This is a genomic window from Burkholderia sp. SR8 (assembly GCF_052851275.1).
Map to the genome: position 1 here is coordinate 146,347 of NZ_JAULUC010000005.1, position 26,970 is coordinate 173,316.

Annotated in this window: 21 protein-coding genes; 13 read left to right on the forward strand and 8 right to left on the reverse strand. The window is 68.0% G+C overall.

The genetic code is table 11. The features are described from left to right. Positions 1-18 precede the first annotated feature (18 nt). Complete coding sequence (tldD, locus tag Q3A80_RS08170) at positions 19-1,485, forward strand: metalloprotease TldD (RefSeq protein ID WP_446328561.1); 1,467 nt, start codon at positions 19-21, stop codon at positions 1,483-1,485. A 399-nt stretch (positions 1,486-1,884) separates the two neighbouring features. Further along, positions 1,885-2,958: a 3-deoxy-7-phosphoheptulonate synthase AroG gene (gene aroG / locus Q3A80_RS08175; protein WP_446328562.1), complete on the forward strand. Its 1,074-nt coding sequence runs from the start codon at positions 1,885-1,887 to the stop codon at positions 2,956-2,958. A gap of 207 nt (positions 2,959-3,165) precedes the next feature. Here aroG and hmpA read toward each other — a convergent pair whose 3' ends face one another. Together hmpA and Q3A80_RS08185 are read right to left on the reverse strand one after the other, a co-directional pair. Then, positions 3,166-4,374 carry an NO-inducible flavohemoprotein gene (hmpA, locus tag Q3A80_RS08180; protein ID WP_446328563.1) on the reverse strand — a complete coding sequence of 403 codons (1,209 nt, stop codon included), beginning with the start codon at positions 4,372-4,374 and terminating at the stop codon, positions 3,166-3,168. A 95-nt stretch (positions 4,375-4,469) separates the two neighbouring features. Then, positions 4,470-5,021: a cob(I)yrinic acid a,c-diamide adenosyltransferase gene (locus tag Q3A80_RS08185; protein ID WP_446328564.1), complete on the reverse strand. Its 552-nt coding sequence runs from the start codon at positions 5,019-5,021 to the stop codon at positions 4,470-4,472. Between the two features lie 141 nt (positions 5,022-5,162). On the opposite strand from Q3A80_RS08185, the gene Q3A80_RS08190 reads away from it, so the two are divergent. The 6 genes from Q3A80_RS08190 (at position 5,163) to proC (ending at position 12,309) form a co-directional block, all read left to right on the forward strand. Then, complete coding sequence (locus tag Q3A80_RS08190) at positions 5,163-6,572, forward strand: FAD-binding oxidoreductase (protein WP_446328565.1); 1,410 nt, start codon at positions 5,163-5,165, stop codon at positions 6,570-6,572. Between the two features lie 22 nt (positions 6,573-6,594). After that, positions 6,595-8,088, forward strand: coding sequence for an FAD-linked oxidase C-terminal domain-containing protein (locus tag Q3A80_RS08195; RefSeq protein WP_446328566.1), 1,494 nt, complete (start codon positions 6,595-6,597; stop codon positions 8,086-8,088). A gap of 183 nt (positions 8,089-8,271) precedes the next feature. Then, on the forward strand, positions 8,272-9,360 hold the full coding sequence (gene glcE, locus Q3A80_RS08200) for a glycolate oxidase subunit GlcE (protein WP_446328567.1): 1,089 nt from the start codon (positions 8,272-8,274) through the stop codon (positions 9,358-9,360). Positions 9,361-9,367: 7 nt separating this feature from the next. After that, a complete protein-coding gene (gene glcF / locus Q3A80_RS08205) occupies positions 9,368-10,594 on the forward strand; it encodes a glycolate oxidase subunit GlcF (protein ID WP_446328568.1) in 1,227 nt (408 codons plus the stop codon). A gap of 153 nt (positions 10,595-10,747) precedes the next feature. Continuing rightward, positions 10,748-11,446, forward strand: coding sequence for a YggS family pyridoxal phosphate-dependent enzyme (locus tag Q3A80_RS08210; RefSeq protein ID WP_446328569.1), 699 nt, complete (start codon positions 10,748-10,750; stop codon positions 11,444-11,446). Between the two features lie 50 nt (positions 11,447-11,496). Then, positions 11,497-12,309 (forward strand): pyrroline-5-carboxylate reductase, encoded by an 813-nt coding sequence (proC, locus tag Q3A80_RS08215; protein WP_446328570.1) that lies wholly within the window; start codon positions 11,497-11,499, stop codon positions 12,307-12,309. A 99-nt stretch (positions 12,310-12,408) separates the two neighbouring features. Here proC and ubiA read toward each other — a convergent pair whose 3' ends face one another. The 6 genes from ubiA to recG all read right to left on the reverse strand — a co-directional run bounded on the left by ubiA (position 12,409) and on the right by recG (position 20,623). Beyond that, positions 12,409-13,281: a 4-hydroxybenzoate octaprenyltransferase gene (gene ubiA, locus Q3A80_RS08220; RefSeq protein ID WP_446328571.1), complete on the reverse strand. Its 873-nt coding sequence runs from the start codon at positions 13,279-13,281 to the stop codon at positions 12,409-12,411. Positions 13,282-13,602: 321 nt separating this feature from the next. Next, positions 13,603-14,091 carry a non-specific DNA-binding protein DpsA gene (gene dpsA / locus Q3A80_RS08225; protein WP_040143454.1) on the reverse strand — a complete coding sequence of 163 codons (489 nt, stop codon included), beginning with the start codon at positions 14,089-14,091 and terminating at the stop codon, positions 13,603-13,605. A gap of 119 nt (positions 14,092-14,210) precedes the next feature. Next, positions 14,211-14,366, reverse strand: coding sequence for a hypothetical protein (locus Q3A80_RS08230; protein ID WP_446328572.1), 156 nt, complete (start codon positions 14,364-14,366; stop codon positions 14,211-14,213). Positions 14,367-14,468: 102 nt separating this feature from the next. Then, positions 14,469-16,655 (reverse strand): catalase/peroxidase HPI, encoded by a 2,187-nt coding sequence (gene katG, locus Q3A80_RS08235; RefSeq protein WP_446328573.1) that lies wholly within the window; start codon positions 16,653-16,655, stop codon positions 14,469-14,471. Between the two features lie 542 nt (positions 16,656-17,197). Beyond that, the gene (locus tag Q3A80_RS08240) at positions 17,198-18,157 is read right to left on the reverse strand and encodes a hydrogen peroxide-inducible genes activator (protein WP_059465434.1); all 960 of its coding nucleotides are present in this window, start codon (positions 18,155-18,157) and stop codon (positions 17,198-17,200) included. A 135-nt stretch (positions 18,158-18,292) separates the two neighbouring features. After that, positions 18,293-20,623 (reverse strand): ATP-dependent DNA helicase RecG, encoded by a 2,331-nt coding sequence (recG, locus tag Q3A80_RS08245; RefSeq protein WP_446328574.1) that lies wholly within the window; start codon positions 20,621-20,623, stop codon positions 18,293-18,295. A 167-nt stretch (positions 20,624-20,790) separates the two neighbouring features. On the opposite strand from recG, the gene queA reads away from it, so the two are divergent. The 5 genes from queA to secF all read left to right on the forward strand — a co-directional run bounded on the left by queA (position 20,791) and on the right by secF (position 26,970). After that, positions 20,791-21,858: a tRNA preQ1(34) S-adenosylmethionine ribosyltransferase-isomerase QueA gene (gene queA / locus Q3A80_RS08250; RefSeq protein ID WP_446328575.1), complete on the forward strand. Its 1,068-nt coding sequence runs from the start codon at positions 20,791-20,793 to the stop codon at positions 21,856-21,858. 227 nt (positions 21,859-22,085) lie between these two features. Beyond that, complete coding sequence (gene tgt, locus Q3A80_RS08255) at positions 22,086-23,297, forward strand: tRNA guanosine(34) transglycosylase Tgt (RefSeq protein WP_446328576.1); 1,212 nt, start codon at positions 22,086-22,088, stop codon at positions 23,295-23,297. Between the two features lie 243 nt (positions 23,298-23,540). Next, positions 23,541-23,864, forward strand: a complete 324-nt coding sequence (gene yajC / locus Q3A80_RS08260) for a preprotein translocase subunit YajC (protein ID WP_006476868.1) — start codon at positions 23,541-23,543, stop codon at positions 23,862-23,864. Between the two features lie 106 nt (positions 23,865-23,970). After that, the gene (gene secD / locus Q3A80_RS08265) at positions 23,971-26,001 is read left to right on the forward strand and encodes a protein translocase subunit SecD (RefSeq protein WP_446328577.1); all 2,031 of its coding nucleotides are present in this window, start codon (positions 23,971-23,973) and stop codon (positions 25,999-26,001) included. Positions 26,002-26,019: 18 nt separating this feature from the next. Continuing rightward, positions 26,020-26,970 (forward strand): protein translocase subunit SecF, encoded by a 951-nt coding sequence (gene secF / locus Q3A80_RS08270; protein WP_446328578.1) that lies wholly within the window; start codon positions 26,020-26,022, stop codon positions 26,968-26,970.

Here is a 26,970-nt window from a genome sequence, read left to right on the forward strand (position 1 = left end):
AGAACCCTCGATACCCGCATGAACATCATCGAACCCGGCATCCGCAATCTTGCGCTGGCGAAGGACATCCTCCTCACGCCGTACGGCCTCGACGAGAGCCTGCTCACGCGCACGATCGCCGACATCTTCACGCATCGCGTCGACTACGCGGACCTGTACTTCCAGGCGACCCGCAGCGAAGCGTGGAGCCTCGAGGAAGGCATCGTGAAGTCGGGCAGCTTCAGCATCGACCAGGGCGTCGGCGTGCGCGCGGTCGCGGGCGACCGCACCGCGTTCGCGTATTCGGACGACCTGTCGCCGGAAGCGATCGCGCAGGCGGCAGCGGCGACGAAGGCGATCGCGGCGGCCGGCGGCGGCCGCCAGAAGATCAAGGCCGCGAAGTCGCTGACGGGCATCTCGGGCCGCGACCTGTACCTGCCGTCCGATCCGCTCGCGTCGCTCGACGCGACCGCCAAGGTGAAGCTGCTCGAGCGCATCGAACAGATGGCGCGCGGCCGCGACCCGCGCGTCACGCAGGTGATGGCGGGCCTCGCCGGCGAATACGACGTCGTGCTGGTCGCGCGCAGCGACGGCGCGCTCGCGGCCGACATCCGTCCGCTCGTGCGCGTGTCGGTCACGGTGATCGCCGAGCAGAACGGCCGCCGCGAGATCGGCTCCGGCGGCGGCGGCGGCCGCTTCGACTACGGTTACTTCACCGACGAAGTGCTGTCGCGCTACGTCGACGACGCGGTGCATGCGGCGCTCGTGAACCTCGACGCGCGTCCGGCCCCGGCCGGCGCGATGACCGTCGTGCTCGGGCCCGGCTGGCCGGGCGTGCTGCTGCACGAGGCGATCGGCCACGGCCTCGAGGGCGACTTCAACCGCAAGGGTTCGTCGGCGTTCGCGGGCCGGATCGGCGAGCAGGTCGCCGCGAAGGGCGTGACGGTCGTCGACGACGGCACGCTGCCGAATCGCCGCGGTTCGCTGAACATCGACGACGAAGGCAACCCGACGCAGTGCACGACGCTGATCGAGGACGGCATCCTGAAGGGCTACATCCAGGACACGCTGAACGCGCGCCTGATGAAGATGCCCGTCACCGGCAACGCGCGGCGCGAGTCGTACGCGGCGCTGCCGATGCCGCGCATGACCAACACGTACATGCTCAACGGCGACAAGGATCCGCAGGAAATCATCGCGTCGGTGAAGAACGGCCTGTACGCGGTGAACTTCGGCGGCGGCCAGGTCGACATCACGAACGGCAAGTTCGTGTTCTCGGCGTCCGAGGCGTACATGATCGAGAACGGCAAGATCACCTACCCGGTGAAGGGCGCGACGCTGATCGGCAGCGGCCCGGAATCGCTGAAGTACGTGAGCATGATCGGCAACGACATGTCGCTCGACTCGGGCGTCGGCGTATGCGGCAAGGAAGGCCAGAGCGTGCCGGTCGGCGTCGGCCAGCCGACCCTGCGGATCGACAAGATGACGGTCGGCGGTACGGCATAACCGCATCGCGGCGCAGACAATCCGCGCTTTTTGATGAAAACGCGCGGATTGTCCGCATTTTCGAGCGTCCCCGGTTGCCAGCCGACCGGCGACCGGGTATAAATTCCGAATCAACTTTTTTGACGAACCGAATCTCCGTCATGTCCGCCAAGTTTTACTTTTACTTTTTTTGGTATCTCAGACCGCTGGCGGATCGAGAGGGTTGATGGCGCGTGAAGCGCAACCGAAATTCCCGAAAAAACCGCCGGCGAACCCGGCGGTTTTTTTTCGCCCTTCGCCAGCCGGTCGCCGCCGCAGCGGTCCCGCGGCCCCCGACCGACACCCCTGAATCGCCTGAATCGATGAATCTGCCGCGCGCGCACTGACCGAACGGCGCCCCGGAAAATGAGGAGAAACAGCATGCCCCCGCACAACACCGACGACGTCCGCATTCGCGAACTCAAGGAACTGACGCCGCCCGCCCACCTGATCCGCGAATTCGCGTGCTCCGAAGCCGCGTCCGAGCTGATCTACAACTCGCGCCAGTCGATGCACCGCATCCTGCACGGGATGGACGACCGGCTGATCGTCGTGATCGGGCCGTGCTCGATCCACGATACGAAGGCGGCGATCGAATACGCGGGCCGGCTCGTGAAGGAACGCGAGCGCTTCAAGGGCGAACTGGAAGTCGTGATGCGCGTGTACTTCGAGAAGCCGCGCACCACCGTCGGCTGGAAGGGGCTCATCAACGATCCGCACCTGGACAACAGCTTCAAGATCAACGAAGGGCTGCGCACCGCGCGCGAACTGCTGCTGCAGATCAACGAAATGGGGCTGCCGGCCGCCACCGAATACCTCGACATGATCAGCCCGCAGTACATCGCCGACCTGATCTCGTGGGGTGCGATCGGCGCGCGCACGACCGAGTCGCAGGTGCACCGCGAACTGGCGTCGGGGCTGTCGTGCCCGGTCGGCTTCAAGAACGGCACGGACGGCAACGTGAAGATCGCGGTCGATGCGATCAAGGCCGCGTCGCAGCCGCACCATTTCCTGTCGGTGACCAAGGGCGGCCACTCGGCGATCGTGTCGACGGCCGGCAACGAGGACTGCCACGTGATCCTGCGCGGCGGCAAGACGCCGAACTACGACGCGGACAGCGTGAACGCCGCGTGCGCGGACATCGGCAAGGCCGGCCTCGCCGCGCGCCTGATGATCGATGCGAGCCACGCGAACAGCTCGAAGAAGCACGAGAACCAGATCCCGGTGTGCGCGGACATCGGCCGCCAGGTCGCGGCCGGCGACGAGCGCATCGTCGGCGTGATGATCGAGTCGCACCTCGTCGAGGGGCGCCAGGACCTGAAGGAAGGCTGCCCGCTGACCTACGGCCAGAGCATCACCGACGCGTGCATCGCGTGGGACGACAGCGTGAAGGTGCTCGAAGGCCTCGCGGAAGCGGTGAAGGCGCGCCGCGTCGCGCGCGGCAGCGGCAACTGAAGGACGTCCGGAGGCTGCTCGTATGGCCGCGCCTGGCGGCGGATCGGCCATGTGGCCAGCCGGCGGTCGGCGAGTCGCTCTGCTGGACTAGCCAGCGCGCGCCTGAAGTCGCCCGCACGGCGCTCGCTGAAAGCAACAAGCCCGGCTCGCGCCGGGCTTTTCATTTTCATCGCATCATTGCGTCGGCCGAAACCGGCCGTCAGGCCCTCACTCGAGCGCGCCCGAGCCGAAGATCTCGGTGTTCACGCGCTCCGGCGCGACGCCGAGGGCGACGAGCGCATCGCGCTGCGCCTTCATGAACGCGATCGGACCGCAGATGTAGTAGTCGGCATCCGGCACCAGCGCGTATTGCTGCACGCGCTCCGGCGTCAGGCGCCCTTCGAGATCGTGATCGACACCGGCACGGTCGTTCGGGCCGACCAGCTCGTACAGCACCGTGCGCTTCACGTTCGCGTGCTCGCGCGCCGCGTCGTTCAGCCAGTCGCGGAACGCGTGCACCGCGCCCGAACGGCATGCGTGGATGAACCGCACGTCGCGCTTGCTGCCTTCGGCGATCAGCGTCGACGCCATCGACATCATCGGCGTGATGCCGACGCCGCCGGAGATCAGCACGACCGGCGTATCGGCATCGCGCTTCAGCGAGAAGTCGCCCATCGGCGCCGTCACCTCGACGATCGCGCCCTCTTCCACGCCGTCGTGCATCAGCGTCGACACCTTGCCGGCCGGAATCGCTTCGGCGTTGCCGGCTTCGCGCTTCACCGAAATGCGCAGCCACTTGCCGTGCGGCGCATCGGACAGGCTGTACTGGCGCGGCTGGTCGACGCCCAGATCGCCGACGAAACGCTTCACCGAGATGTACTGGCCCGGCTCGAACGTCGGCGCTGCGCCGCCGTCGGCCGGCGTCAGGTAGAACGACGTGATCTCGTCGCTTTCGCGCACCTTGCGCGCGACCTTGAACGGGCGGAAGCCGCTCCACGCGGCACCCGCGTAAAGGTCGGCCTCGGCGCCGATCAGGATCTGCGCGAGCTGGCCGTACGCGACGCGCCACGCTTCGAGCGTGTCCGCATCGACCGCATCGCCGAGCACCTCGACGATCGACGCGAGCAGGTTCTCGCCGACGATCGGGTAATGCTCAGGACGGATGTTGAGGCTCGCGTGCTTGTGCGAGATCCGCGACACCGCGCCGCCCAGCGCGCCGAGATTGTCGATGTTCGCCGCATACGCATACACGGCCTTCGCGAGCGTTTCCGGCTGGCTGCCGGTCTTCTGATGCGTCTGGTTGAACAGGTTCTTCAGTTCCGGATGACGCGCGAACATCCGCTGGTAGAAATGCTTCGTGATCGTCGCGCCGTGCTCGGCGAGGACGGGGGCGGTGGCCTTCACACGGGCCATCTGGTCAGCGGTGATGTGGGTCATGTTCGTTCTCCGTTAAACATGCAAATACGATACATCTTTAAAAACCGACGCCCCCCGGGCAAATTGTCGCAGTGCGGAAAATGCGACACCCGGCTTCAGCGAACGCGCCCGCGCTCCCACAGCACGTCCGCCCCACCGCCCGCGCGGTTCAGCACGCGCGCCAGCACGAACAGCAGATCCGACAGCCGGTTCACGTAACGCCGCGGCGCATCATTGAGCGCCTCGGTGCGGCCGAGCGCGACGATCGAGCGCTCCGCGCGGCGGCACACCGTCCGGCACACGTGCGCGAGCGACGCCGCGCGCGAGCCGGCCGGCAGGATGAATTCCTTCAGCGGCGGCAACGTCGCGTTGTAGTCGGCGAGCCATCGGTCGAGGCGCGCGAGGTGCGTGTCGTCGAGCACCGTGTGGCCGGGGATGCACAGCTCGCCGCCGAGGTCGAACAGGTCGTGCTGGATCGTGACCAGCGCGGTGCGGACGTCGTCCGGCAGCGGCTCGGCGAGCAGCACGCCGAGGTTCGAGTTCAGCTCGTCGACGTCGCCGATCGCGGCGATCCGCGCGTCGTCCTTGCCGATGCGGCGGCCGTCGCCGAGGCCGGTGGTGCCGTCGTCGCCGGTGCGCGTGGCGATCTTGCTCAAGCGGTTGCCCATGCGGATGTCCCTCTCGTGCGCGGCCGCGACGCGGCCCGGTTGCGTTGGAACGCGATTATCGCAGCCCGCGGCGGGGGCCGCAGCAGGCGTTGCAGCGTAGAATGGGCCGAAAGTTCGACAAGCAGCCGTCAGGAGACATTCGTGAATCACCCCGACACGCCGGCCGCCACGCGCCGCCCCCTCCCCCCCGCGATGCTCGATGCGCTGCGCGCCGCCTTCGGCGAGCGCGTGTCGACCGCCGACGCCGTGCGCGCCCATCACGGCCGCGACGAATCGCCGTTCGATCCGCAACTGCCCGACGCCGTCGTATTCGCGCACAGCGCCGACGAAGTCCGCGAAGTCGTGTCGCTGTGCGCGCTCTACAGCGTGCCGCTGATTCCGTACGGCGCCGGTTCGTCGCTCGAAGGCCACCTGCTCGCGGTGCGCGGCGGCATCTCGCTCGACCTGTCCGAAATGAACCGCGTGCTGTCGATCAACGCGGAAGACCTGACCGTCACCGTCGAACCGGGCATCACGCGCAAGGCGCTCAACGAAGCGCTGCGCGACACCGGCCTGTTCTTCCCGATCGATCCGGGCGCCGATGCGAGCATCGGCGGGATGACGGCGACCCGCGCATCCGGCACCAACGCGGTGCGCTACGGCACGATGCGCGAGAACGTGCTCGGCCTGACCGCGGTGCTTGCCGACGGCCGCGTCGTGAAAACCGGCTCGCGCGCCCGCAAGTCGTCGGCCGGCTACGACCTCACGCGCCTGTTCGTCGGCTCGGAAGGCACGCTCGGCGTGATCACCGAGATCACGCTGCGCCTGCATCCGCTGCCCGAAGCGGTGTCGGCCGCAATCTGCACGTTCCCGTCGATGGGCGACGCGGTGCGCACCGTGATCGAGACGATTCAGATCGGCGTGCCGATCGCGCGCGTCGAATTCGTCGATTCGCTCGCCGTGCGGTCGATCAACCGCCACTCGAACCTGACGCTCGCCGAAGCGCCGACGCTGTTCTTCGAATTCCACGGCACCGAAGCCGGCGTGAAGGAGCAGGCCGAGCTCGTGCAGGCGCTGGCGGGCCAGAACAACGGCCAGGGCTTCGAATGGGCAACGCGCCCCGAGGATCGCACGCGTCTCTGGGCCGCGCGGCACAACGCCTATTTCGCGATGCTGCAGCTGAAACCGGGCTGTCGCGCGGTGACGACCGACGTATGCGTGCCGATTTCACAACTCGCCGCGTGCGTCGAGGAAACCGAAATCGACCTGCGCGCGTCGTCGCTGCCCTGCCCGATCGTCGGTCACGTCGGCGACGGCAACTTCCACGTCGCGATCCTGATCGACCCCGACAAGCCCGAGGAAATCGACGAAGCCGAACGGATCAACGACCGGATCGTCGAGCGCGCGCTGCGCCTCGGCGGCACCTGCACCGGCGAACACGGCGTCGGGCTGCACAAGATGCGCTTCCTGCCGAAGGAGCACGGCGACAACGCGATCGACGCGATGCGCGCGATCAAGCTCGCGCTCGATCCGCGCAACCTGATGAATCCCGGCAAGATCTTCACGTGCTGACGCGCCCGTCGCAGGAGACTCGATGAACGCTTCCGTCGAACTGTCGAGCGCGACGCGCGCGCAGCGCCAGCGCGAAGTCGTGCAGGCGCTGATGGCCGTGCTGCCGACGCATTGCCTGCTGTACCGCGACGAAGACACCGCGCCGTACGAATGCGACGGCCTGTCCGCGTACCGGCGGCTGCCGCTCGCGGTCGCGCTGCCCGAAACCGAATCGCAGGTGCAGCGGATCGTGCAGATCTGCCGCCGCATGGAAGTGCCGATCGTGCCGCGCGGCGCGGGCACGAGCCTGTCCGGCGGCGCGCTGCCGATCGCGAACGGCGTCGTGCTGTCGCTCGCGCGCTTCACGCGCCTGGTCGAGGTCGATCCGTACGCGCGTACGGCGACCGTGCAGCCGGGCGTGCGCAACCTCGCGATTTCGGAAGCCGCCGCGCCTTACGGGCTCTACTACGCGCCCGATCCGTCGTCGCAGATCGCGTGCACGATCGGCGGCAACGTCGCGGAGAACTCCGGCGGCGTCCACTGCCTGAAGTACGGGCTGACCGTGCACAACGTGATGCGCGTGCGCGCGGTCACGATCGAGGGCGAGGTCGTCGAGTTCGGCTCGCTCGGCCTCGACACGCCGGGCCTCGACCTGCTCGCGGTGATGATCGGCAGCGAAGGGATGTTCGCGATCGTCACCGAGGTCACGGTCAAGCTGATTCCGAAACCGCAGACCGCGCAGCTCGTGATGGCGAGCTTCGACGACGTCGTGAAGGGCGGCGAGGCGGTCGCCGCGATCATCGCGTCGGGCATCATCCCGGCCGGGCTCGAGATGATGGACAAGCCGGCCACGCAGGCCGTCGAGGCGTTCACGCACGCAGGCTACGACCTCGACGCGAAGGCGATCCTGCTGTGCGAATCGGACGGCACGCCGGAAGAAGTCGCGGAAGAAATCGTGCGCATGACGGCCGTGCTGCGCGAGCATGGCGCGACGCGCATCCAGGTGTCGCGCAACGAAAGCGAGCGGCTGCGCTTCTGGTCCGGCCGCAAGAACGCGTTTCCGGCCGCCGGGCGCATTTCCGCCGACTATTACTGCATGGACGGCACCGTGCCGCGCCGCGCGATCGGCCCGCTGCTGGCGCGCATCGAACAGCTCGAGACGCGCTACGGGCTGCGCTGCATCAACGTGTTCCATGCCGGCGACGGCAACATGCATCCGCTGATTCTCTACAACGCGAACGATCCGGACGAGCTGCACCGCGCCGAGCAGTTCGGCGCGGAAATCCTCGAATGCTGCGTGGAATTCGGCGGCAGCGTGACGGGCGAGCACGGCGTCGGGATCGAAAAACTGAATTCGATGTGCGTGCAGTTCTCGCCGCAGGAACGCGACGCGTTCTTCGCGGTGAAGCGCGCGTTCGACCCGGCCGGGCTGCTCAATCCCGACAAGGGGATCCCGACCCGCGCGCGCTGCGCGGAATACGGCCGCCAGCACGTGCGCGGCGGGCTGCTGCCGCACCCCGAGCTGCCGCGCTTCTGAGCGGCGCGCGATGCGCGGCCCGTGCCGGTGCGCGGGCCGATATGCGTCTTGCGCTGCCGCGCGCGCGCCGTGCGTGCGGCGGCGCCTGCATGCGTTCGCGATACGGGGCTTAGGGATAGTCGCGATGTGCAATCGCGCCACCCCGGTACAATCGACCGGACAACAACGAGGCAGCAACGGAACATGGAAGAGGACGACATCGTCGCCGGATGGGGCGAGCGCATTCGCGCCGCCAGTGCCGACGGCCGGCCGCTGCGAATCCGCGGCGGCGGCACGAAGGACTGGTACGGGCAGGCGCTCGACGGCGAAATACTCGATACGCGCGCATTTCAGGGCGTCGTGTCGTACGACCCGGCCGAACTCGTCGTCACGGTCCGCGCGGGCACGCCGCTCGCGCAGCTTGAAACCGTTCTCGCCGAACGCGGCCAGATGCTGCCGTTCGAGCCGCCGCACTTCGGCCGCGCGGCCACCGTCGGCGGCTGCGTCGCGGCCGGCCTCGCGGGCCCGCGCCGCGCGACCTGCGGCGCGCCGCGCGATTTCGTGCTCGGCGTCACGCTGATGAACGGGCGCGGCGAAGTGCTGCGCTTCGGCGGCCAGGTCGTGAAGAACGTCGCCGGCTACGACGTGTCGCGGCTGATGGCCGGCTCGCTCGGTACGCTCGGGCTGATGCTCGACCTGTCGATCAAGGTGCTGCCGGTACCGGTCGCCGAAGTCACGCTGAAGTTCGAGATGACCGCGACCGACGCGGTGCGCAAGCTCAACGAATGGGGCGGCCATCCGCTGCCCGTCAGCGCGAGCGGCTGGCGCAACGGCACGCTTGTGCTGCGGCTGTCGGGCGCCGAGGCGGCGGTGAAATCGGCGAAGACGCTGCTCGGCGGCGAAGTCGTCGACGCGGTCGAGGCCGAGCGCTTCTGGGCCGGGCTGCGCGAGCACACCGATCCGTTCTTCAACGGCATCCCGCCCGGCTACGCGCTGTGGCGCCTGTCGCTGCCGTCGATCACCGAACCGATGCACCTGCCCGGCACCCAGCTGATGGAATGGGGCGGCGCGCAGCGCTGGTGGATCACCGACGCCGACGCGCAGACGGTACGCATGAGCGCGAAGCAGGCCGGCGGCCACGCGACGCTGTTCCGCGCGGGCGAAGCGTACGATCGCAGCGCGGGCGTGTTCACGCCGCTGCCCGCACCGCTGATGAAGATTCACCGCGGGCTGAAGAGCGCGTTCGATCCCGCGCGCATCTTCAATCGCGGCCGGCTTTACCCCGATCTCTGAGGGCTCGATGCAAACGAACCTCGCCGATTTCATCCGCAACACGCCCGACGGCGACGAGGCCGACGCGATCCTGCGCAAGTGCGTGCATTGCGGGTTCTGCACCGCGACGTGCCCGACCTACCAGTTGCTCGGCGACGAACTCGACGGCCCGCGCGGCCGCATCTACCTGATCAAGCAGATGGTCGAAGGCGCGCCCGTCACGCGCAGCACGCAGCAGCACCTCGATCGCTGCCTCACGTGCCGCAGCTGCGAGACGACCTGCCCGTCCGGCGTCCAGTACGGCCGGCTCGTGGAGATCGGCCGCAAGCACGTCGAGGCGCAGGTGGAGCGCCCGGCGCAGCAGCGGCTCATGCGCCGCGTGCTCGCGAGCGTCGTGCCGAATGCGGCGCTGTTCTCGCCGCTGATGCGGCTCGGCCAGCACGTGCGGCCGCTGCTGCCGAAGCGGCTGCGCGACAAGGTGCCGCCGCGCACGCGGCTGCTCGAATGGCCGCAGCGCACGCACCCGCGCAAGATGCTGATGCTCGGCGGCTGCGTGCAGCCGTCGATGCTGCCGAACATCAACATCGCGACCGCGCGCGTGCTCGACGCGCTCGGCGTCGAGACGATCGTCGCGCCCGACGCGGGCTGCTGCGGCGCGATCCGCCTGCATCTGAACTATCACGACGAAGCGCTCGCCGATGCGCGCCGCAACATCGACGCGTGGTGGCCGCACGTCGAACAAGGAGCCGAAGCGATCGTGATGAACGCATCGGGCTGCGGCGCGACGGTGCTCGAATACGCGCACCTGCTGCGCGACGATCCGGCCTATGCGGAGAAGGCGCAGCGCATCGTCGCGCTGACGCGCGACATCTCCGACGTGCTGCTCGCGTTCGAGGCCGAGATCGCGACGCTCGCACGGCGCCGCGCGATCCATACCGTCGCATATCACCCGCCGTGCACGCTGCAGCACGGCCAGCAGTCGCGCGGCAAGGTCGAGCGCCTGCTCGAGACGCTCGGCATCGACGTGCGGCTGCCAGCCGACAGCCACCTGTGCTGCGGGTCGGCCGGCACCTATTCGCTGACGCAGCCGTCGCTGTCGTACCGGCTGCGCAAGCAGAAGCTGCTGAAGCTGCAGGCGCTCGAACCGCAGATGATCGTGTCCGGCAACGTCGGCTGCATCGCGCACCTGCAGAGCGGCACGCAGATTCCGGTCGCGCACTGGGTCCAGCTGGTCGAGCATCTGCTGTACGGCTGACGCCGGTGGCCGGCCGGTCCCGCGGCGCACCGTCCGTATAATGAGCAAGTCGATGCGGCGCGTGCCGTGCCGCATCGGTTGCCGCATCCGGCATCGCATTCGTCACCGTACTTGCCGCCGTACTCGCTTCCCGTGCCTGCTTCCGTGCCCGTCATGTCCGATTTCGCCGCCCGTCTCGACTCCGTCCACCGCCGTATCGCCGACGCCGCCCGCGCAGCGGGCCGCGATCCCGCCACCGTCTCGCTGCTTGCCGTGTCGAAAACCTTTCCCGCCGACGACGTGCGCGCCGCGCATGCGGCCGGACAACGCGCGTTCGGCGAAAACTACGTGCAGGAATCGATCGACAAGATCGACGCGCTCGCGGATCTGCGCGCCGGTCTCGAATGGCATTTCATCGGGCCGCTGCAATCGAACAAGACGCGCGCGGTCGCCGAACGCTTCGACTGGGTCCACTCGGTCGACCGGCTGAAGATCGCGCAGCGCCTCGCCGAACAGCGCCCCGCGCACCTGCCGCCGCTGAACGTGTGCGTGCAGGTGAACATCAGCGGCGAGGCGTCGAAGAGCGGCGTCGCGCCGGCCGACGTGGCCGAGCTCGCGCGCGCGGTCGCCGCACTGCCGACGCTGCGCGTGCGCGGGCTGATGGCGATTCCCGAGCCGGCCGGCGACCTCGACGCACAGCGCGCGCCGCATCGTGCGCTGCGTACACTGTTCGACGCCTTGCGCGCCGAAGGGCTGCCGCTCGACACGTTGTCGATGGGCATGTCCGCCGATCTCGAAGCCGCGGTGCTCGAAGGCGCGACGATCGTGCGCGTCGGCACCGCGATCTTCGGCGCACGCGACTATTCGCACTGAGCGCCACCCGCTTTCCGCCTTTCCGTTCACCCACTTGCTCAATCGACATCATGAAAATCGCATTCATCGGCGGCGGCAACATGGCCGCGGCCCTGATCGGCGGCCTCGTCAAGCGCGGCGTCGCCGCTGACGGCCTGTACGCCATCGACGTCAACGAGGACGTCCGCGCGCGCGCCGCGCAGCAATTCGGCATTCGCACCGGCGCGGCGGTCGACGCGGCGCTCGCCGACTACGACGCGATCGTGCTCGCGGTGAAGCCGCAAGTGCTGAAGGACGTCGCGCAGGCGCTCGCGCCGCACCTGAAGTCGCAGCTCGTGATCAGCATCGCGGCCGGCATCCGCGGCACCGACCTCGCGCGCTGGCTCGGCGACTACGCGCGCGTGGTGCGCACGATGCCGAACACGCCCGCGCTGGTCGGCATGGGCGTGACGGGCCTCGCCGCGTTGCCGGGCGTCGATGCGGCCGGTCGCGAACTCGCGTCGAACGTGCTCGGCGCGGTCGGCGAGATCGTCTGGTTCGACGACGAGGCGCAGCTCGATGCGGTCACGGCGATCTCGGGCAGCGGCCCGGCGTACGTGTTCTATTTCATCGAAGCGCTGCAGGAAGCCGCGCGCCGCCTCGGGATGAACGACGAGCAGGGCCGCGCGCTCGCGGTCGCGACGTTCGCGGGCGCCGCGCAGCTCGCCGCGCAATCGGGCGAGCCGGCGAGCGTGCTGCGCGAGCGCGTGACGTCGAAGGGCGGCACGACGGCCGCGGCGCTCGCGTCGTTCGACGCGCAGGGCGTGAAGGAGGCGATCGTACGCGGCGCGCTCGCGGCCGAGGCACGCGCGAAGGAAATGGGCGACGAGCTCGGCCGCGCGTAGGCGCGGCAACCAGCGCGGTGCCTCTTCCGGCACCGGCAACAAAAAAGCGGCCTCGGCCGCTTTTTTGTTGGCATCGCGCGCCGGCGTGGCGCGTGCGCTTTAGTTGCCGACGGATCCGGCCAGCAGGTAATGCGCGGCAATCCCGGCGAACAGCACGCCGCCGAGCCAGTTGTTGTGCCGGAATGCCGCGAAGCACGGCATCCGCTCGCGGTCCTTGATCAGCGTGTAGTGGTACAACGCGCAGCCGACGGCCGCGGCCCAGCCGGCCCAGTACGCGAGACCGAAGCCGAGCGTCACGCCGATCCACACGTAGATGCCGAGCGTCACCGCATAGCACGCCATCACGGCCGCGACGTCGAAGCGGCCGAACGTCAGCGCGGACGTGCGAATGCCGATCTTGATGTCGTCGTCGCGATCGACCATCGCGTATTCGGTGTCGTACGCAACCGACCAGAAGATGTTCGCGACCAGCATCACCCACGCGAGCACCGGCACCGTGTCCTGCACGGCCGCGAACGCCATCGGGATGCCGAAGCCGAACGCGATGCCGAGATAGGCCTGCGGAATCGCGAAGAAACGCTTCATGAACGGATACGAGCCGGCGACGAACAGCGCGACGACCGACAGCTCCTTCGTCAGCGTATTGAGCGGCAGGATCAGCAGGAACGCGATGAACGACAGCACCACCGCGATCGCGACGGCTTCCCACGCGCGGATCTTGCCCGACGTCAGCGGCCGGTCGGCCGTCCGCTTCACGTGACGGTCGAAATCGCGGTCCGCATAGTCGTTCATCGCGCAGCCGGCCGAGCGCATCAGCAGCGTGCCGAGCGCGAAGATCACGAGCAGCGGCCAGCGCGGACGGCCGTCGGACGCGATCCACAGCGCGTTGAGGGTCGGCCACAGCAGCAGCAGGCTGCCGATCGGCTTGTCCATCCGGACGAGCCGCAGATACAGGGGAAAGCGGGCAAGCATGGCGAAGCACCGGGGAGAGAATCCCGGCATTTTAGAGCCGAGCGGCGGTTCGCGTCATGTCGCGGCGCGCTGCGGCCGGGCGTCGCGGCACGCGTTGTGGCCGCCGTGCCGGCTGCAGGCGGGCGGACGGCCGATGCGGATCGATCAAGGGACAGATGCGTGAGCGGCATGCAACCGCTGTCGGCGGGCAATCGATGCCGGTGCGAAGCGGATGCGACGCCGATGCGGGCGACCGGCCCCGGTTCGGGCAAGAACGCCGGCCGGTCGCCCGCCGGTCGCCGGTTGCGACCGGCCGCACGACGCGCGACCGGCCCACCAGACTTACGCGAGCAGCGACCGCAGCATCCACGCGGTCTTTTCGTGCGTCTGCAGACGCTGCGTCAGCAGGTCGGCGGTCGGCTCGTCGCTCGCCGCATCGGCGATCGGGAAGATTTCGCGCGCGGTGCGCACGACCGTCTCGTGCCCTTCGACGAGTTGACGGATCATCTCTTCGGCCGCCGGCACGCCGTTCGCTTCCGGCACCGACGACAGCTTCGCGAAATCCGCGAACGTGCCCGGCGCGACGACGCCGAGCGTGCGGATGCGCTCCGCGACCGAGTCGACCGCGAGCCACAGTTCGTTGTACTGCTCTTCGAACATCAGGTGCAGCGTGTTGAACATCGGACCCGTGACGTTCCAGTGGAAGTTGTGGGTCTTCAGGTACAACGAAAACGTATCGGCGAGCAGGCGCGACAGGCCGTCCGCGATCTTCTTGCGGTCCTTGTCGCTGATGCCGATGTTGATCTGCGTGGCGTTGCCTTTCTTGGCCATCTTCGGGACTCCCATTCGAAATGTTGAACCGGCGAAAATGCGTCTAGCAATCCGCATGCCGCGACGCGCGGCATCCGTTCGCGACTTGCCAGTCTAGCGCGGCGAGCGAATCCGTGCGCTCAGCCGCCGATACCTGCAACCAGCGGCGCGAGCGCGTGCAGTGCCTGCGCGACCAGCTCGGCGGCACCGCCGAGGACGATCGCAAAGCCGACGATGCGCCGCACCAGCTCGGCCGGCGAGTACGCAGCGCGCATGTTCAGCAACATTTGCGTCATGATCGTGACTCCTTCGACAAGATGTTGATCGGAAGAAAAACGGCCGGTCGTGCGACCGGCCGTTTCACGTCGCAGCGTGACCGCGCTAGCGCGTCACCGCATTCACGCGAGGTCGAAGCGGTCGAGGTTCATCACCTTGTTCCAGGCCGCGACGAAGTCGCGCACGAACTTCTCGTTCGCGTCCGCGCTGCCGTACACCTCGGCCAGCGCACGCAGCTGCGAGTGCGAGCCGAAGATCAGGTCGACACGCGTGCCGGTCCACTTCACCTGGCCCGTCGCACGGTCTCGCCCTTCGAACACGTCGTTCGCGCCCGACACCGGCTTCCACTCCGTACGCATGTCGAGCAGGTTCGCGAAGAAGTCGTTCGACAGCGTGCCCGGACGATCGGTGAACACCCCATGCTTCGAGCCGCCGACGTTCGCGCCGAGCACCCGCAGGCCGCCGACCAGCACGGTCATCTCGGGCGCCGTCAACGTCAGCAGCTGCGCCTTGTCGACCAGCAGCGCCTCGGCCGGCGTCTTGTACGCGCTCTTCAGGTAGTTGCGGAAACCGTCCGCCACCGGCTCGAGCACGGCCATCGCGTCGACGTCGGTCTGCTCCTGCGATGCATCCATCCGGCCCGGCGCGAACGGCACCGTGATCGCGACGCCCGCGTTCTTCGCAGCCTGCTCGACGCCGGCCGCACCGGCCAGCACGATCAGGTCGGCGAGCGACACCTTCTTGCCGCCCGTCTGCGCATCGTTGAACGCCTTCTGCACGCCTTCGAGCGTCTCGAGCACCGCCGCGAGCGCCGCCGGCTGGTTCGCTTCCCAGTCCTTCTGCGGTGCGAGGCGAATGCGCGCGCCGTTCGCGCCGCCGCGCTTGTCCGAACCGCGGAACGTCGAGGCCGACGCCCATGCGGTCGACACGAGCTGCGACACGCTCAGGCCCGTCGCGAGGATCTTCGCCTTCAGCGCGGCGACATCGGCAGCGTCGATCAGCGCGTGGTCGACGGCCGGGATCGGGTCCTGCCACAGCAGTTCCTCGGCCGGCACTTCCGGGCCGAGATAGCGTGCACGCGGCCCCATGTCGCGGTGCGTGAGCTTGAACCATGCGCGCGCGAACGCGTCGGCGAATTCGGCCGGGTTCTCGTAGAAGCGGCGCGAGATCTTCTCGTAGGCCGGATCGAAGCGCAGCGACAGGTCGGTCGTCAGCATCGTCGGACGGTGCTTCTTCGACGGATCGAACGCATCCGGAATCACCGCGTCGGCATCCTTCGCGACCCACTGGTGCGCACCGGCCGGGCTCTTCGTCAGCTCCCATTCGTAGCTGAACAGGTGCTTGAAGAAGTCGTTGCTCCACTTCGTCGGCGTCGACGTCCACGTAACTTCGAGGCCGCTCGTGATCGCGTCGTGGCCCTTGCCCGATGCGTACGTGCTGTTCCAGCCGAGCCCCTGCTGCTCGATGCCCGCCGCTTCCGGCTCCGGACCGACGTTCGATGCGGGGCCCGCGCCGTGCGTCTTGCCGAACGTGTGGCCGCCGGCGATCAGCGCGACCGTTTCTTCGTCGTTCATCGCCATCCGCGCGAACGTCTCGCGGATGTCGCGCGCCGCCGCGACCGGGTCGGGATTGCCGTCCGGGCCTTCCGGGTTCACGTAGATCAGGCCCATCTGCACGGCCGCGAGCGGGTTCTCGAGGTCACGGTCGCCCGAGTAGCGGCTGTTCGGCCCGCCGCTCAGTTCCAGCCAGATCTTTTCCGAGCCCCAGTAGACGTCGTCCGGTTCCCACGTGTCGGCACGGCCGCCCGCGTAGCCGAAGGTCTTGAAACCCATCGATTCGAGCGCGACGTTGCCGGTCAGGATCAGCAGGTCGGCCCACGAGATGTTGCGGCCGTACTTCTGCTTGATCGGCCACAGCAGCCGGCGCGCCTTGTCGAGGTTCGCGTTGTCCGGCCAGCTGTTCAGCGGCGCGAAGCGCTGCTGCCCGCCGCCCGCACCACCGCGGCCGTCGGCGATCCGGTACGTGCCGGCGCTGTGCCAGGCCATCCGGATGAACAGGCCGCCGTAATGGCCGAAGTCGGCGGGCCACCAGTCCTGCGACGTGGTCATCAGCGCATGCAGGTCGCGCTTCACCGCCACGAGGTCGAGCTGCTTGAACGCCTGCGCGTAGTCGAAATCCCGATCCATCGGATCGGACAGCGCCGAATGCCGGTGCAGGATGTTGAGGTTCAGCTGATTCGGCCACCAGTCCTTGTTCGACGTGCCGCCGGCCGCCGTATGGTTGAACGGACATTTCGATTCGGTCGACATGCTTTTTCTCCTTTGCTTGCTCGTGGGCCCCCACTTGCCGGGCGCGGTTCGTGGAGCATTGCGGGGGGATGAAACGGAACAGGTTGATTCCTGTCGTGCTACGGGGTGCCAGGGGGCGGCGTTCCGTGCGGTTTCGGACCTCGGACCTGCAGCGCTCCCTCATGGCCGGACGACGGGTGAAACGGCGAAACACACGACCGGCGTGCGGCGGCACTCATCCGCCATACACACGATCTGCCAGGTACGCGAACGCAATCGGCCGAAGACTGCGGACCGCGGCCCTCGCACGATTGACGACCTCGTCGCGCGACGGAATGTTCCGTTGCGCGTGCTGCAATACCGATCGCATCATGACATCCTCCTTTGACGCTTGCATTCAGCGCGCGGATCGCGCTTGTCGCCGTGACGCCGATCCATGTGGAAGATTCTAGTTTCATCTATCAAATATGTGAATTTGATAAATTACATCTATGCGATAGGGAAAAATAAACGGGGTCGCAAGACCCCGTTCATCGGTTGCCCGCATGCGTGCCGCATGCGGCTCAGTTCATCGTCGCCGGCATGTCGAGCTTCGCGACGCCCGGCAGCTCGCACGCGGCGATCGCCTCGCTGATCGCGTCGATCGCGGGCATCCGCGTGAAGCTCTTGCGCCACACGAGCACGACGCGGCGGTCGGGCACCGGTTCGTTGAACGGCACGTACGACAGCAGCTCGGCGTCGGGGCCGTTCGCGCGCGGGCCGATCTCGGCGACCGACATCCGCGGCAGCACCGTGATGCCGACGCCGCTCGCGACCATGTGGCGAATCGTTTCGAGCGACGAGCCCTCGAAGGTCTTCTGGATGCCGTCGGCCGTCTGCGAGAAGCGCATCAGCTCCGGGCACACGCCGAGCACGTGATCGCGGAAGCAGTGGCCGTTGCCGAGCAGCAGCATGGTCTCCTGCTTCAGGTCCTCGGCATCGATCTCGTCGCGCTTCTCCCACGGGTGGCCGGCCGGCAGCGCGACGACGAACGGCTCGTCGTACAGCGGCCGCACCATCAGGCCGGTTTCGGGGAACGGGAGCGCCATGATCGCCGCGTCGATCTCGCCCTGCTTCAGCAGTTCGAGCAGCTTCAGCGTGTAGTTTTCCTGCAGCATCAGCGGCATCTGCGGCACACGCTGGATCATCTGCTTGACGAGCGTCGGCAGCAGGTACGGCCCGATCGTGTAGATCACGCCGAGGCGGAACGGGCCGACGAGCGGATCCTTGCCCTGCTTAGCGATCTCCTTGATCGCGAACGTCTGCTCGAGCACGCGCTGCGCCTGCGTGACGATCTGGTCGCCGATCGGCGTCACGCTCACTTCGCTCGCGCCGCGCTCGAAAATCTGCACGTTGAGCTCGTCTTCCAGCTTCTTGATCGCCACCGACAGCGTCGGCTGGCTCACGAAGCATGCTTCGGCCGCGCGGCCGAAATGCCGCTCGCGCGCGACCGCGACGATGTACTTCAGTTCAGTCAGGGTCATTGTGGGTCAATCAGAGATATACGGGCGATAGGTTTAATTTATACACCCGTTGGCCCCGGTTCGCCAAGTTTCTCTTCATCGCGCAACGTCGAATATGCGGGCAATGGCGATTTAAATCCGACCCCGAATGCACGCTCACGCCTTCAGATACTGCTCGCGCGCACCGAGCCAGCGCGCGAGATGCTGCGTGACCACGTCCGGATACGCGGCGATCAGTCGCGCCGCCGCGTCGCGGGCCGGGTCGATCAGCCAGCCGTCGGTCTCGAGGTTCGCGAAGCGCAGCATCGCCGCGCCCGACTGCCGCGCGCCGAGGAATTCGCCGGGGCCGCGGATCTCGAGGTCGCGCCGCGCGATCTCGAAACCGTCGGTGGTCTCGCGCATCGTCTTCAGCCGCTCGCGGCCGGTGAGCGACAGCGGCCCGCTGTACAGCAGCACGCACACGGAGGCCGCGGTGCCGCGCCCGACGCGGCCGCGCAACTGATGCAGCTGCGCGAGGCCGAAGCGCTCCGCATGCTCGATCACCATCAGCGACGCGTTCGGCACGTCGACGCCGACCTCGATCACGGTCGTCGCGACCAGCAGCTGCACGTCGTTGCGCGTGAACGCGTCCATCACGGCCGCCTTGTCGGCCGGCGACAGCCGCCCGTGCACGAGCCCGACCTTCAGCTCGGGCAGCGCCGCGGCCAGCGTCTCGTAGGTTTCGACAGCCGTCTGCAGCTGCAGCGTCTCGCTCTCCTCGATCAGCGGGCACACCCAGTACACCTGGCGGCCGGTCAGCGCGGCCTCGCGCACGCGGGCGATCACCTCGTCGCGACGCGCGTCGCCGACGACGCGCGTGAGCACCGGCGTGCGGCCCGGCGGCAGTTCGTCGATCGTCGACACCTCGAGATCCGCGTAGTACGTCATCGCGAGCGTGCGCGGAATCGGCGTGGCCGACATCATCAACTGGTGCGGCTGGAAGTCGCGCGCGCCGTTGGCCGCGTTCGCCGCCTTCGCGCGCAGCGCGAGCCGCTGCTCGACGCCGAAGCGGTGCTGCTCGTCGACGATCACGAGGCCGAGCCGCGCGAACTCGACGGTGTCCTGGATGATCGCGTGCGTGCCGATCACGAGCTGCGCGGTGCCGAGCGCCGCCGCCTCGACCGCCGCGCGCTTCTCCTTCGCCTTCAGGCTGCCGGCGAGCCACGCGACCGACACGCCGAGCGGCTCGAGCCACGCGCGCAGCTTGCGCGCGTGCTGTTCCGCGAGGATTTCGGTCGGCGCCATCAGCGCGGCCTGGTAGCCGGCATCGATCGCCTGTGTCGCGGCCAGCGCCGCGACGACCGTCTTGCCGCTGCCGACGTCGCCCTGCAGCAGCCGCTGCATCGGGTGCGGGAGCGTGAGGTCGTGCGCGATCTCGTCGACCACGCGCGACTGCGCGCCCGTCAGCGTGAACGGCAGCGCCGCGTACAGGCGCGTGGTCAGCGCATCGGCGTCGGCCGCGGTACGGCGCGGCATCGCGGGCGCCGCGCGCGTGCGGCGCTCCTCGTGCGCGCGCTTGAGCGATAGCTGCTGCGCGAGCAGCTCCTCGAACTTGATGCGCGTCCACGCCGGATGCGAGCCGTCCATCAGCGCGGCTTCGTCGGAATCGACGCCCGGGTGATGCAGGATCCGCACGGCCTGCGCGAGCGTCGGCACACCGAGCGGCTTCAGGTAGTCGCGCTCGATTTCGGGCGGCAGCAGCTCGGGCAGCGGCGTGCGCTCGACCGCGTTCTCGATCGCCTTGCGCAGGTACGCCTGCGACACGCCGGCCGTGCTCGGATAGACGGGCGTGAGCACCTGCGGCAGCGGTGCGTCGGCTTCGACGACGCGCACGGCCGGATGCACCATCTCCATCCCGAAGAAGCCGCCGCGCACGTCGCCGCGCACGCGCAGCCGCTGGCCGACGGCCATCTGCTTGACCTGCGACCCGTAGAAATTGAGGAAGCGCAGCACCAGCTGCTCGCCGTCGTCGTCGCGGATCTTCACGACGAGCTGGCGGCGCGGCCGGTACGCGACCTCGTTGTCGAACACGACGCCCTCGGTCTGCGCGATGCCGCCCGGCAGCAGTTCGCCGATCGGCGTGAGCGTGGTTTCGTCCTCGTAGCGCATCGGCAGGTGCAGCACGAGATCGATCGAGCGCGTGAGACCGAGCTTCGCGAGCTTGTCGGCGGTCTTCACCGGTTTGTCGGCGGCCGGCTTCTTCTTGCGCTTCGTGCCGGACGCGCCGGCTGCATCCTCTACGTGCGCCTCGTCGCCGCCCGCGCCTGCTGCGACGCCGGCCGCGGCCGGCTGCGCGAGCCGCCCGTCGGCGCCGCGCTTCGGGCCCGCGCGACGCGATGCCGCACCGCGCGGCGCTTCGCGCTGCACGGGCGACGCGGCATCGTCCGCGTCGAACGGATCGGCGGAATCGGCAACGGCGGCGGAGGAACGGCGGGGTGACACGGGCATCGGATCGTCTGGGTGCTTCGCAAGGCAAGTACAATAGCGGCTTTCACGTCGTCCGAACGAACGGCGCCGGCCAGGCCGCGCATCCCGCCATCATAGCGGCTCGCGCGCCCCATTTACGCGTTTCCGCCCTGTCGGCGGCGCCCGCCGGCCGTTTCGAACCAGCCCGCATGTTCACGCTTTCCGATTTCGATTTCAATCTGCCACCCGAGCTGATTGCGCAAACCGCGCTGCCCGACCGCACCGCGAGCCGCCTGCTCGAGGTCGACGGCACCGTCGAGCCCGCACGTCTCGTCGACCGCCGCTTCACCGAGCTGCCGTCGTGCATCGCGCGCGGCGACCTGCTCGTGTTCAACGATACCAAGGTGCTGAAGGCGCGGTTCTTCGGCCAGAAGGCCAGCGGCGGCAGGATCGAGGTGCTGATCGAGCGCGTGACCGGCACCCACACGGCGCTCGCGCAGATCCGCGCGAGCAAGTCGCCGGGCGCCGGCACGACGCTGCGCCTCGCCGATGCGTTCGACGTGACGGTCGGCGAGCGCGTCGAGCCGTTCTTCACGCTGCACTTCCCGGAACCGTGCCTCACGCTGATCGAGCAGCACGGCCGCCTGCCGCTGCCGCCGTACATCGAGCACGACGCCGACGCGAACGACGAGACGCGCTACCAGACCGTCTACGCGAACAAGCCGGGCGCGGTCGCCGCGCCGACGGCCGGCCTCCATTTCGACCAGCCGCTGCTCGAGAAGCTCGACGCGATGGGCGTCGAGCGCGCGACGCTGACGCTGCACGTCGGCGCCGGCACGTTCCAGCCGGTGCGCGTCGAGAACATCGCCGAGCACAAGATGCACAGCGAGTGGTACGACCTGCCGCAGTCGCTCGTCGACAAGATCGCCGCGACCCGCGCGCGCGGCGGCAACGTGATCGCGGTCGGGACGACGTCGATGCGCGCGCTCGAAGCCGCGGCGCGCAGCGCCGACGAAGCGGGCCGCCCGCTCGCGGCGACGCAGGCGGAAACGGACATCTTCATCACGCCCGGCTACCGTTTCCGCGTCGTCGACCGGCTCGTCACGAACTTCCACCTGCCGAAGTCGACGCTGCTGATGCTGGTGTCCGCGTTCGCGGGCGTCGAGACGATCCGCGCCGCCTACCGGCACGCGATCGACGAACGCTACCGCTTCTTCAGCTACGGCGACGCGATGCTGCTCACGCGGCGCGACACGCCGGAGGCGCCGCGCGCGTAAGCGCGTCACGCACCGCCGGCACCACCCGGACGACGGCGGCCGCACCGCGCGGCCGCTGCGCCCCGCTTTCACGCTGCGCGCGCTACGCTCGCGCGCACCCGCTTTCCCCGCCGCCGGGTTTCCGGCGGCCTTTCAAACATGCGCCGGACTTGCGATCCGGAGTCAGCGCTTCAGCGCATACTCCGGTCCCATGCAAAGCTTTTTCCGGTGGCAAGGAGAATGACGCGATGTCCGAAGGTTCATCCCACGATACGCACGCGCATGCGCACGCCGACGCGCACGCCCCCGTGCAGGACCGCCCGGCGAACGGGCTCGAATTCGAACTGCTGACGACCGACGGCCATGCCCGCCGCGGCCGCGTGAAGCTCAACCACGGCACGGTCGAGACGCCGATCTTCATGCCGGTCGGCACGTACGGCACCGTGAAGGCGATCCAGCCGCGCGAGCTGCACGAGATCAAGGCCCAGATCATCCTCGGCAACACGTTCCACCTGTGGCTGCGCCCCGGCCTCGACACGATCGACGCGCACGGCGGCCTGCACGGCTTCATGGGCTGGAACAAGCCGATCCTGACCGACTCGGGCGGCTTCCAGGTGTTCTCGCTCGGCGACCTGCGCAAGATCACCGAGGACGGCGTCACGTTCGCGTCGCCGATCAACGGCGACAAGCTGTTCCTGTCGCCGGAAGTGTCGATGCAGATCCAGAAGGTGCTGAACTCCGACATCGTGATGCAGTTCGACGAATGCACGCCGTACGCGACCAACGGCGTGCCGACCACGCACAAGGAGGCGGCCGACTCGATGCGCATGTCGCTGCGCTGGGCGAAGCGCTCGCTCGACGAGTTCGACCGGCTCGGCAATCCGAACGCGCTGTTCGGGATCGTGCAGGGCGGAATGTTCGAGGACCTGCGCGACGAATCGCTCGCGGGCCTGTCCGAGCTCGGCTTCCACGGCCTCGCGATCGGCGGGCTGTCGGTCGGCGAGCCGAAGGAAGACATGATGCGCGTGCTGCGGCACGTCGGGCCGAAGCTGCCGGCCAACAAGCCGCACTACCTGATGGGCGTCGGCACGCCGGAGGACCTCGTCGATGGCGTCGCGAACGGCATCGACATGTTCGACTGCGTGATGCCGACCCGCAACGCGCGCAACGGGTGGCTGTTCACGCGCTTCGGCGACGTGAAGATCCGCAACGCGACGCACAAGAATTCGCTGAAGCCGCTCGACGCGAGCTGCACGTGCTACACGTGCCGGAACTTCTCGCGCGGCTATCTGCATCACCTGCACCGCGTCGGCGAAATCCTCGGCGCGCAGCTGAACACGATCCACAACCTGCACTACTACCTGCAGCTGATGAGCGAGATTCGCGACGCGATCGAGACCCATACGTTCGACGCGTTCCGCCAGCGCTTCGCGGAGGATCGCGCGACAGGCGTCGACTGACGGGCCGCCAGCCGCACGGCTGCCCGCCCGCTGCCCGTCACATAGGACGAGTACTAAATTGAGCGGTCGCGATACCGGTCGTGATCGCCAAACATTACAATTGCCTTTCCAGATGCATTGCAACGGTGCCGGTTCGCGCTTTAACAGCTTGATCCGAAAGCGCATTTGCTGCGCCGTTTGCGCATGGGGCCGGTGGTAGAATAACCGGCTTATTTTTCGATCTTCCCCTACGGAGAGACCAACGTGCCGTTCATTTCCAATGCCTTCGCGCAAGGTGCCGGTGGCGCCGAATCGAGCCTGATGAGCTTCCTGCCGCTCATCCTGATGTTCGCGGTGCTGTACTTCATCATGATCCGTCCGCAGATGAAGCGCCAGAAGGAACACCGCAACATGCTCGCGGCCATGGCGAAGGGCGACGAAGTCGTCACGAGCGGCGGCCTCGTCGGCAAGGTGACGAAGGTCACCGAAGGCTACATCGGCGTCGAAATCGCCGAAGGCACCGAAATCACCGTGCAGAAGGCCGCGGTCACGACCATTCTGCCGAAGGGCACGATCAAGTCGCTGTAAGGCTTTCACCGAGCGTCCGGCTCCCCGCGCCGTGCCCGCCTGAGAGAGCGGGCCGCCGCGGCGCCGGACGCGACGCTTTCACGCCAACCACCCGTTCGGCCCCCTCATGAATCGTTATCCAATCTGGAAATATGTCGTGATGGTCGTGGCGCTCGCCATCGGCCTTCTGTACACATTGCCCAACTTCTTCGGCGAAGCGCCGGCGGTGCAGGTGTCGAGCGGCAAGGCCACGGTCAAGCTCGATTCGACCACGCTGACCCAGGTCGAATCCGCGCTCGCGTCCGCGCAGATCAAGCCGGACGACATCACGTTCGAGAACACGGCGACCAACGCGAACATCCGCGTGCGCCTGAAGGACACCGATACGCAGCTGCGCGTCAAGGACCTGCTGCAGAAGTCGCTGAACGCCGACCCGAACGATCCGCAGTACGTCGTCGCACTGAACCTGCAGAGCGCGTCGCCGCGCTGGCTGACCGCGCTGCACGCGCTGCCGATGTATCTCGGCCTCGACCTGCGCGGCGGTGTCCACTTCCTGCTCCAGGTCGACATGACGGGCGCGCTCACGAAGAAGCTCGACTCCGACGCGTCCGACGCCCGCACGCTGCTGCGTGACAAGAACATCCGCGACGGCGGCGTGAGCCGCGTCGACCAGTCCGTCGTCGTCAATTTCAGCGATGCGCAGACGGCCGAGGACGCCCGCAAGGTGCTCGCCGCGTCGATCACCGAACTGCAGTGGGCGACTCAGCCCGGCGGCGGCGGCACGCAGGTCGTCGGCACGTTCACGCCGGCCGTGCAGAAGGCCGTCGAAGACGCCGCGCTCAAGCAGAACCTGACCACCCTCCACAACCGCGTGAACGAACTCGGCGTGTCCGAGCCGATCCTGCAGCAGCAAGGCAGCGACCGCATCGTCGTCGAACTGCCGGGCGTGCAGGACACCGCGAAGGCGAAGGACATCATCGGCCGCACCGCGACGCTCGAGGCGCGCCTCGCCGACCCGATCAACACGCACCCGAACCCGAACGATCCCGTGCCGCCGGGCGAGGAGCTGTTCACGCAGGGCAACCAGGTGCCCGTGCTGCTGAAGAAGGACGTGATCTTCACCGGCGACCGCATCATCGACGCGTCGGCCGGCTTCGACGAACACCAGCGTCCGTCGGTCAACATCCGCCTCGACTCGGCGGGCGGCCGCTCGGTGCGCACGGTGTCGCGCGACAACATCGGCAAGCCGATGGCGATGGTGCTGTTCGAGAAGGGCAAGGGCGAAGTGCTGACGGTCGCGACGATCCAGTCCGAACTCGGCGATCGCTTCCAGATCACGGGCCAGCCGACGCCGCAGGCCGCGGCCGACCTCGCGCTGCTGCTGCGCGCCGGCTCGCTCGCGGCGCCGATGGACATCATCGAGGAACGCACGATCGGCCCGAGCCTCGGCGCGGACAACATCAAGATGGGCGTGCACTCGGTGATCTGGGGCTTCTGCGCGATTGCCGTATTCATGGTCGCGTACTACATGCTGTTCGGCGTGATCTCGGTGATCGGCCTGTCGGTGAACCTGCTGCTGCTCGTCGCGGTGCTGTCGCTGATGCAGGCGACGCTGACGCTGCCCGGTATCGCGGCAATCGCGCTCGCGCTCGGCATGGCGATCGACTCGAACGTGCTGATCAACGAGCGCGTGCGGGAAGAACTGCGCGCCGGCCAGCCGCCGCAGCTCGCGATCCAGTCCGGCTACGCGCATGCGTGGGCGACGATTCTCGACTCGAACGTCACGACGCTGATCGCCGGCCTCGCGCTGCTCGCGTTCGGCTCGGGCCCGGTTCGCGCATTCGCGATCGTGCACTGCCTCGGCATCCTGACGTCGATGTTCTCCGCAGTGTTCTTCTCGCGCGGGATCGTCAATCTCTGGTACGGCGGCCGCAAGAAGCTGAAGTCGCTCGCGATCGGCCAGGTGTGGAAGCCGGAAGGCGCCGCAGCCGGTGCCGCCGGCGCAGCGTTCGACGCGGCCGACGAATCGACCGACACCGCGCGCGCCGCGAAGCTCGCCGCACCGGCGAAGGGCAACGCGCCGCGCGCCGGCAAGCCGCAACTGCGCAACCGCGCGCAGCCAGGCGTGTCGCCGAAGAAACCGGGCTCGACCCAATAAGGCCCCGGAGACGAAGCCATGGAATTTTTCCGCATCCGTAAAGACATTCCGTTCATGCGGCACGCGCTGGTGTTCAACGTGATCTCGCTGGTCACGTTCCTCGCCGCCGTGTTCTTCCTGTTCCACCGCGGGCTGCACCTGTCCGTCGAATTCACCGGCGGCACGGTGATCGAGGTCCAGTACCAGCAGGCCGCGCAGCTCGAGCCCGTGCGCGACACGCTCGGCAAGCTCGGCTATGCCGACGCGCAGGTGCAGAACTTCGGCACGTCGCGCAACGTGCTGATCCGCCTGCAGCTGAAGCAGGGCCTCACGTCCGCGCAGCAGAGCGACCAGGTGATGACCGCGCTGAAGGCGCAGAGCCCCGACGTGACGCTGCAACGCGTCGAGTTCGTCGGCCCGCAGGTCGGCCGCGAGCTCGCGACCGACGGTCTGCTCGCGCTCGCGTGCGTCGTGATCGGCATCGTGATCTACCTGTCGTTCCGCTTCGAATGGAAGTACGCGGTCGCCGGCATCATCGCCAACCTGCACGACGTCGTGATCATTCTCGGCTTCTTCGCGTTCTTCCAGTGGGAGTTCTCGCTGGCGGTGCTCGCGGCGATCCTCGCGGTGCTCGGCTACTCGGTCAACGAGTCGGTCGTCATCTTCGACCGGATCCGCGAAACGTTCCGCCGCGAACGCAAGATGAGCGTGCAGGAAGTGATCAACCACGCAATCACGACGACGATGTCGCGGACGATCATCACGCACACGTCGACGGAAATGATGGTGCTGTCGATGTTCTTCTTCGGCGGCCCGACGCTGCACTACTTCGCGCTCGCGCTGACGGTCGGCATCATGTTCGGCATCTACTCGTCGGTGTTCGTCGCGGGCTCGCTCGCGATGTGGCTCGGCATCAAGCGCGAAGACCTGATCAAGGAAAAGAAGACCGCGCACGATCCGGACGACCCGAACGCCGGCGCGCAGGTTTAA